This window comes from Pseudomonas sp. KK4 (assembly GCF_001984065.1).
GTDB lineage: Bacteria > Pseudomonadota > Gammaproteobacteria > Pseudomonadales > Pseudomonadaceae > Aquipseudomonas.
This window is the reverse complement of record NZ_LYVP01000187.1, coordinates 1-6,768: the sequence shown is the minus strand read 5'-3', so window position 1 is coordinate 6,768 and position 6,768 is coordinate 1. Positions and strand designations below refer to the sequence as shown.

At 61.7% G+C, this 6,768-nt stretch carries 6 protein-coding genes; all 6 read left to right on the top strand.

Going from position 1 to position 6,768, the window contains the following annotated elements:
• Positions 1-153 precede the first annotated feature (153 nt).
• The gene (locus tag B0W55_RS28195; protein WP_077049185.1) at positions 154-870 is read left to right on the top strand and encodes a FadR/GntR family transcriptional regulator; all 717 of its coding nucleotides are present in this window, start codon (positions 154-156) and stop codon (positions 868-870) included.
• Between the two features lie 128 nt (positions 871-998).
• Positions 999-1,874: an SMP-30/gluconolactonase/LRE family protein gene (locus B0W55_RS28190; protein ID WP_077049184.1), complete on the top strand. Its 876-nt coding sequence runs from the start codon at positions 999-1,001 to the stop codon at positions 1,872-1,874.
• A gap of 287 nt (positions 1,875-2,161) precedes the next feature.
• Complete coding sequence (locus B0W55_RS28185; protein WP_077049183.1) at positions 2,162-2,980, top strand: SDR family oxidoreductase; 819 nt, start codon at positions 2,162-2,164, stop codon at positions 2,978-2,980.
• Between the two features lie 121 nt (positions 2,981-3,101).
• On the top strand, positions 3,102-4,106 hold the full coding sequence (locus B0W55_RS28180; protein WP_077049182.1) for a substrate-binding domain-containing protein: 1,005 nt from the start codon (positions 3,102-3,104) through the stop codon (positions 4,104-4,106).
• A gap of 64 nt (positions 4,107-4,170) precedes the next feature.
• Positions 4,171-5,721, top strand: coding sequence for an L-arabinose ABC transporter ATP-binding protein AraG (gene araG, locus B0W55_RS28175; RefSeq protein ID WP_077049181.1), 1,551 nt, complete (start codon positions 4,171-4,173; stop codon positions 5,719-5,721).
• A 12-nt stretch (positions 5,722-5,733) separates the two neighbouring features.
• Positions 5,734-6,702: an L-arabinose ABC transporter permease AraH gene (araH, locus tag B0W55_RS28170; protein ID WP_077049186.1), complete on the top strand. Its 969-nt coding sequence runs from the start codon at positions 5,734-5,736 to the stop codon at positions 6,700-6,702.
• Positions 6,703-6,768 lie beyond the last annotated feature (66 nt).

Below are 6,768 nucleotides of genomic sequence, written 5' to 3'. Positions count from 1 at the left end.
GTGTATCAGTCACCATGATGATCGACTGACACACCGCTTTCGCGAGCAAGCCCGCTCCCACATTCGATCTGCGTATTTTCGCAAAATCCAATTGACACCCAATCGTATGATGATTAGCGTGAGCCTCCACAGCGAACCGCTCTGAGGGTGTTCATGTCCAGCAGTTTTCACGCGTCGACCGTCGATTGGCTGGGTTGCTGGATCGCCACCGGCCAAGCCAAGCCGGGCGAATGCCTCAAGGTCGAAGCCGATCTGGGCGAACAACTGGGCGTCAGCCGCACGGTCATTCGCGAAGCCATCAAAACCCTGGTTGCCAAAGGCATGCTGGAAGTCGGGCCGAAGGTCGGCACCCGTGTATTGCCGGTGCGACGCTGGAACCTCTTCGATCCACAAGTGGTGGGCTGGCTGTCCCGGGGCGGGCTGCCGGAAAACTTCGTCGATGACTTGCTCGATCTGCGCCGCACCATCGAACCGATGGCCGTGCGCTGGGCCTGCGAGCGCGCCACTGCCGAACAGGTGGAAGCGATCCTGTTGGCCTGCAACGCGCTGGAGCGGGCAGTGGACAGCGGCATCGATTACAACCGCGCCGACCAGATCTTCCACGAGTGCATCCTCGCCGCCAGCCACAACCAATTCATTGAACAAATGGTCCCGGCCCTCGGCGCGCTGCTGGCGGTGTGCTTCGAAGTGTCCGCCGCCGACCCCGACGAACTGCGCCGCACCCTGCCGATTCACAAGGACATGGCCGAAGCCATTGCCGCCCGGGATGCCGCGCGGGGCGTGTGGGCCTGCATGACCCTGATCGACAACGCTGACCTGGCAATCAAACGCTACTACCCGCAATTCATGGCCGGTAAAAAAGTCAGCTGACACAAAACCCCTGTGGGAGCGGGCTTGCTCGCGAAGGCGTCATCCCATTCGACACATCGTTTACCTGATACACCGCTTTCGCGAGCAAGCCCGCTCCCACAAAAAACAAGAACAATGCAGGAGGCTTCATGACATTCACCGCCGTCACCGAACACCGCGCAAAACTGGGCGAAGGCCCATTCTGGGACGCCCCTACCCTGGCGCTGTACTGGGTGGACATCGCCGGCAGGCAAGCGCTGCGGCTGATTGGCGCAAACGTGCAAATCTGGCAGATGCCGGAACACGTGTCGGCGTTCATCCCCTGCGCCAGTGGCGATGCGCTGGTGACCTTGAGCAGTGGCGTCTATCGACTCGACCTGGAATCTCCCGGGCTCGACCCACGCCTGACCCTGTTCTGCGTCGCCGACCCGCAACCGGGCAACCGCGGCAACGAGGCCCGCTGCGACGCCCAGGGCCGGCTCTGGCTCGGCACCATGCAAAACAACATCGGCGAGCAGGGCGAGGATTTGCCCATCGAACGACGTTCCGGCGGGCTGTTCCGCATCGACCACGATGCGCGGGTGACGCCTCTGCTGCGCGGTCTGGGCATTCCCAACACGTTGCTGTGGAGCGATGACGGCACCTGCGTGCATTTCGGCGACAGCCTGGACGGCACGCTGTATCGGCATTTCATCCGCACCGACGGCAGCCTCGAACCGGCACAGCCCTGGTTCGGTCCACACGGGCGCGGTGGTCCGGACGGTTCGGCCATGGACGCCGAAGGGTATATCTGGAACGCCCGATGGGACGGCAGTTGTCTGCTCAGGCTCACGCCCGACGGCCAGGTCGATCGGATCATCGAGCTGCCGGTCAGCCGCCCCACCAGTTGTGTGTTCGGTGATAGCGACCTGAAAACCCTGTACATCACCAGCGCCGCCAGCCCTCTGAATCATCCGTTGGACGGCGCCGTACTGGCCATTCGTGTCGATGTCCCTGGAAAACTCTGTACGCGCTTTGCGGGTTAAATCCCTAAATATGGGATGCAAAATTATATATTGAGATTGTTTGGTGCTCGGGTTTATAGTCGGCACCATCGTTCCACGCTCAGTTACACGCACTCACACTTAAAAAAACAAAACAGGTGAAGTGATGCAGCGATACACCCCCGCATTTCCGTGGGCTGCCCATGTTTCAGACCAATCAGGTGCTGAAACCTTTTCGCGCCCGCCTGTTTCCCGCTCCTTGATGCTCAACCGGACTGCCTTGGCTGCTCCGCTTTCGGCATGCCTGCACGAAACGGGAGGCCTGGCCCATGGCTAAGCCGCTGTCACTGCCGGCCGTCGCCGAGCCGCCGAGAGGCGAGCGCTTGAAAAACAAAGTGGTGTTGCTGACTGGCGCAGCCCAAGGCATCGGCGAGGCGATTGTCGCGGCGTTCGCCTGCCAGCAGGCCCGGCTGGTCATCAGCGATATCCAGGGTGAGAAAGTCGAAGCGGTTGCCGCGCGCTGGCGCGAACAAGGGGCGGACGTGCTGGCGATCCAGGCCGACGTGTCCTGTCAGCAGGATCTGCACGTCATGACCCGGCTAGCGGTCGAGCGCCACGGTCGTATTGACGTGCTGGTCAATTGCGCCGGGGTCAACGTGTTCCGCGACCCGCTGGAAATGACCGAAGAGGACTGGCGTCGCTGCTTTTCCATCGACCTCGATGGCGCCTGGTACGGCTGCAAGGCAGTGTTGCCGCAGATGATCGAGCAGGGCGTCGGCAGCATCATCAACATCGCCTCCACCCATTCCAGCCACATCATTCCGGGCTGCTTCCCGTACCCGGTGGCCAAACACGGTCTGCTCGGCCTGACCCGGGCTCTCGGCATCGAATACGCGCCCAAGGGCATTCGCGTCAACGCCATCGCGCCGGGCTACATCGAGACCCAACTGAACATCGACTACTGGAACGGCTTTGCCGACCCCCACGCCGAGCGGCAGCGCGCCTACGACCTGCACCCGCCACGGCGGATCGGCCAGCCGATCGAGGTGGCAATGACCGCTGTGTTCCTGGCCAGTGACGAGGCGCCGTTCATCAACGCTTCATGCATCACCATCGATGGCGGACGCTCTGTGATGTACCACGACTGAATGTTGAGGGTTTGAGGCGCATCACTGCGCCTGAAATCCAATCATCATACGATATGACTATTAGTAATACGGATTCACCGCTTTTCAAAGAATGCTCAAAAAAATAACAAGGAGTCAGCTTATGAATCGTCGACATGCCCTACGTTCCCTGTGCTGTGCCGCTCTGGCGGTCTCTGCGGTCAGCCTGAGCAGTACGCTGCTGGCCGCCGAAGAAGTGAAAATCGGTTTTCTCGTCAAGCAGGCGGAAGAGCCCTGGTTCCAGACCGAATGGGCGTTCGCCGAAAAGGCCGGTAAAGAGAAGGGCTTCACCCTGATCAAGATCGCCGTGCCTGACGGCGAGAAAACCCTCTCGGCCATCGACAGCCTGGCGGCCAACGGGGCCAAGGGCTTCGTGATCTGCCCGCCAGACGTTTCCCTTGGCCCTGCGATCATGGCCAAGGCCAAGCTCAACGGTTTGAAAGTGATTGCCGTGGACGACCGTTTCGTCGACGCCAGCGGCAAGTTCATGGAAGAGGTTCCTTACCTGGGCATGGCTGCGTTCGAAGTCGGCCAGAAGCAAGGGGCCGCCATGGCCACCGAAGCGAAAAAACGTAACTGGGACTGGAAAGACACCTACGCGGTGATCAACACCTACAACGAACTCGACACCGGCAAGAAGCGCACCGACGGTTCGGTCAAGGCCCTGGAAGACGCCGGCATGCCGAAGGACCACATCCTGTTCGCGGCCCTGAAAACCCTCGACGTACCGGGCAGCATGGACGCCACCAACTCGGCGCTGGTGAAACTGCCGGGCGCGGCGAAAAACCTGATCATCGGCGGCATGAACGACAACACCGTGCTGGGCGGCGTGCGCGCCACCGAAAGCGCCGGCTTCTCCGCAGCCAACGTGATCGGCATCGGCATCAACGGCACCGACGCCATCGGCGAGCTGAAAAAACCCAACAGCGGTTTCTATGGTTCGATGCTGCCAAGCCCGCACATCGAGGGCTACAACACGGCCGCGATGATGTACGAGTGGGTCACCACCGGCAAAGAACCGGCGAAATACACGGCCATGGACGACGTGACGCTGATCACCCGCGACAACTTCAAGCAGGAACTGGAAAAAATCGGCCTGTGGAACTGAAGGCCGGTTGATTTCATCGGCGGCCCTGGCAACGGGGCCGCCTGATTCGTGTAAAGAGGTGGTTATGGCGCAGACACAATTACAACAACCGGCCGGTTTCGCTTCTGGCGGCAGCTTGCGCTTCAACGGGATCGGCAAGACCTTTCCCGGCGTGAAGGCGCTGGACAACATCCATTTCGTCGCCCATCCGGGGCAGGTCCATGCCCTGATGGGCGAGAACGGCGCCGGCAAGTCGACCCTGCTCAAGATCCTCGGCGGTGCCTACACCCCGAGCAGCGGCGACCTGCAGATCGGCGAGCAGACCCATGTCTTCAAGTCCACCGCCGACAGCATCGGCAGTGGCGTGGCTGTGATCCACCAGGAATTGCACCTGGTGCCGGAAATGACCGTCGCGGAAAACCTTTTCCTCGGTCACCTGCCGGCCAGTTTCGGCCTGATCAATCGGCGCCTCCTGCGTCAGCAGGCGCTGGCCTGCCTCAAGGGCCTGGCCGACGAAATCGATCCGCAGGAGAAAGTCGGGCGCCTGTCCCTCGGCCAACGGCAACTGGTGGAAATCGCCAAGGCCCTGTCCCGCGGCGCCCATGTGATCGCCTTCGACGAACCCACCAGCAGCCTGTCGGCGCGGGAGATCGATCGCTTGATGGCGATCATCGGTCGCCTGCGCGATGAAGGCAAAGTGGTGCTGTACGTCTCCCACCGCATGGAAGAAGTGTTCCGCATCTGCAACGCGGTGACGGTGTTCAAGGACGGTCGCTACGTGCGCACCTTCGAGGACATGAGCGAGCTGACCCACGATCAACTGGTCACCTGCATGGTCGGCCGGGATATTCAGGACATCTACGACTACCGCTCGCGCCCGCGCGGTGCCGTGGCGTTGAAAGTCGACGGGCTGCTCGGCCCGGGTTTGCGCGAGCCGGTGAGTTTCGAGGCGCACAAAGGCGAGATTCTGGGCTTGTTCGGCCTGGTCGGCGCCGGTCGCACGGAGCTGTTTCGCCTGCTCAGCGGCCTGGAGCGCAACAGCGCCGGGCGCCTGGAGCTGCGCGGGCATGAACTCAAGTTGCAGTCGCCACGGGATGCCATCGCTGCCGGCATTTTGCTGTGTCCGGAAGACCGCAAGAAGGAGGGCATCATCCCCCTGGGCAGCGTCGCCGAGAACATCAACATCAGTGCCCGCGGCGCCCATTCCGGTTTCGGCTGCCTGATCCGCGGCCTCTGGGAAAAGACCAACGCCGACAAGCAGATCAAGGCGCTCAAGGTGAAGACGCCCCACGCCGGGCAACAGATCAAATTCCTGTCCGGCGGCAATCAACAGAAGGCGATTCTCGGTCGCTGGCTGTCGATGCCGATGAAGGTCCTGCTGCTCGACGAGCCCACCCGCGGCATCGACATCGGCGCCAAGGCCGAGATCTACCAGATCATCCACAACCTGGCCGCCAGCGGCATCGCGGTGATCGTGGTGTCCAGCGACCTGATGGAAGTGATGGGCATCTCCGACCGCATCCTGGTGCTGTGCGAAGGCGCCATGCGCGGCGAACTGAGCCGCGAACAGGCCAATGAATCCAACCTGCTGCAACTGGCTTTGCCGCGCCAACGCGCTGACGGCGTGGCGAACTGAGAGGTAACTATGATGACAACCCAAAACGAAACCCTGCCGACTGTGCGCAAACCCCTGGACCTGCGGCGCTTTCTCGATGACTGGGTGATGCTGGCGGCGGCCGTCGGGATCTTCGTGCTCTGCACCTTGCTGATCGACAACTTCCTCTCGCCGCTGAACATGCGCGGCCTGGGCCTGGCGATTTCCACCACGGGCATCGCCGCGTGCACCATGCTGTACTGCCTGGCGTCCGGGCATTTCGACTTGTCGGTGGGGTCGGTGATTGCCTGCGCCGGGGTCGTGGCGGCGGTGGTGATGCGCGACACCAACAGCGTGTTCCTCGGCGTCAGCGCGGCACTGGTGATGGGGCTGATCGTCGGTTTGATCAACGGCATCGTGATCGCCAAGCTGCGGGTCAATGCGCTGATCACCACACTGGCGACCATGCAGATCGTGCGTGGTCTGGCTTACATTTTTGCCAACGGCAAAGCAGTGGGCGTGTCCCAGGAATCGTTCTTCGTGTTCGGCAACGGCCAGCTGTTCGGCGTGCCAGTGCCGATCCTGATCACCATCGTCTGCTTCCTGTTCTTCGGCTGGCTGCTCAACTACACCACCTACGGGCGCAACACCATGGCCATCGGTGGCAACCAGGAAGCCGCGCTGTTGGCCGGGGTCAACGTCGACCGCACCAAGATCATCATCTTCGCCGTGCATGGCGTGATCGGTGCGCTGGCCGGGGTGATCCTCGCTTCGCGCATGACCTCGGGCCAGCCGATGATTGGCCAGGGTTTTGAACTGACGGTGATCTCGGCCTGCGTGCTGGGCGGTGTTTCGCTCAGCGGCGGCATCGGCATGATCCGCCACGTGATTGCCGGGGTGCTGATTTTGGCGATCATCGAGAACGCGATGAACCTGAAGAACATCGATACCTTCTATCAATACGTGATTCGCGGCTCGATCCTGCTGCTGGCCGTGGTCATCGACCGCCTCAAACAACGCTAACTCCCCCATCCTGTGGGAGCGGGCTTGCTCGCGAAAGCGGTCTGTCAGTCGACACCTATGTTTACT

Bases quoted from the DNA above. Each gene is read 5' to 3' on its own strand.
- B0W55_RS28180 (WP_077049182.1), top strand. From the start codon at position 3,102: ATGAATCGTCGACATGCCCTACGTTCCCTGTGCTGTGCCGCTCTGGCG.
- araH (WP_077049186.1), top strand. From the start codon at position 5,734: ATGACAACCCAAAACGAAACCCTGCCGACTGTGCGCAAACCCCTGGAC.
- B0W55_RS28190 (WP_077049184.1), top strand. From the start codon at position 999: ATGACATTCACCGCCGTCACCGAACACCGCGCAAAACTGGGCGAAGGC.
- araG (WP_077049181.1), top strand. From the start codon at position 4,171: ATGGCGCAGACACAATTACAACAACCGGCCGGTTTCGCTTCTGGCGGC.
- B0W55_RS28185 (WP_077049183.1), top strand. From the start codon at position 2,162: ATGGCTAAGCCGCTGTCACTGCCGGCCGTCGCCGAGCCGCCGAGAGGC.
- B0W55_RS28195 (WP_077049185.1), top strand. From the start codon at position 154: ATGTCCAGCAGTTTTCACGCGTCGACCGTCGATTGGCTGGGTTGCTGG.